This window comes from Streptomyces pseudogriseolus (assembly GCA_002154585.1).
Classification (GTDB): Bacteria; Actinomycetota; Actinomycetes; order Streptomycetales; family Streptomycetaceae; genus Streptomyces; species Streptomyces pseudogriseolus.
Genome location: MUNG01000372.1, coordinates 1 through 245 on the forward strand (window position 1 = coordinate 1; position 245 = coordinate 245).

The following is a 245-nucleotide window of genomic DNA, read 5'->3' on the forward strand; positions in this document are numbered from 1 at the left end:
CCGGCGCGGCTTCCGGCGCCTCGGGAGCCTCGGGCACGGGTACGGCCTCGGGCGCGACGGCCTCGGCGACCGGGACGTCCTGCGGCACGTCGGCAATGGCATCGGCGTGGACGGAGGCCTCCGGCGTACCGGCCGTCTCGTCAGCGGGCGCCTGCGGCCCGGCGGCGTCGGCCGCCTCGGCGGCGACGGCCTGGGCGGCGTCCTGCCCGTCCGCCATCACGGCTCCCGGCACCTGGACCTGCTCG

1 pseudogene is annotated in these 245 nt (G+C 80.0%); it reads right to left on the reverse strand.

From position 1 onward, the window contains the following. Nucleotides 1-217: pseudogene (locus CCN29_RS27830) on the reverse strand (hypothetical protein); the annotation flags it as partial. Nucleotides 218-245 lie beyond the last annotated feature (28 nt).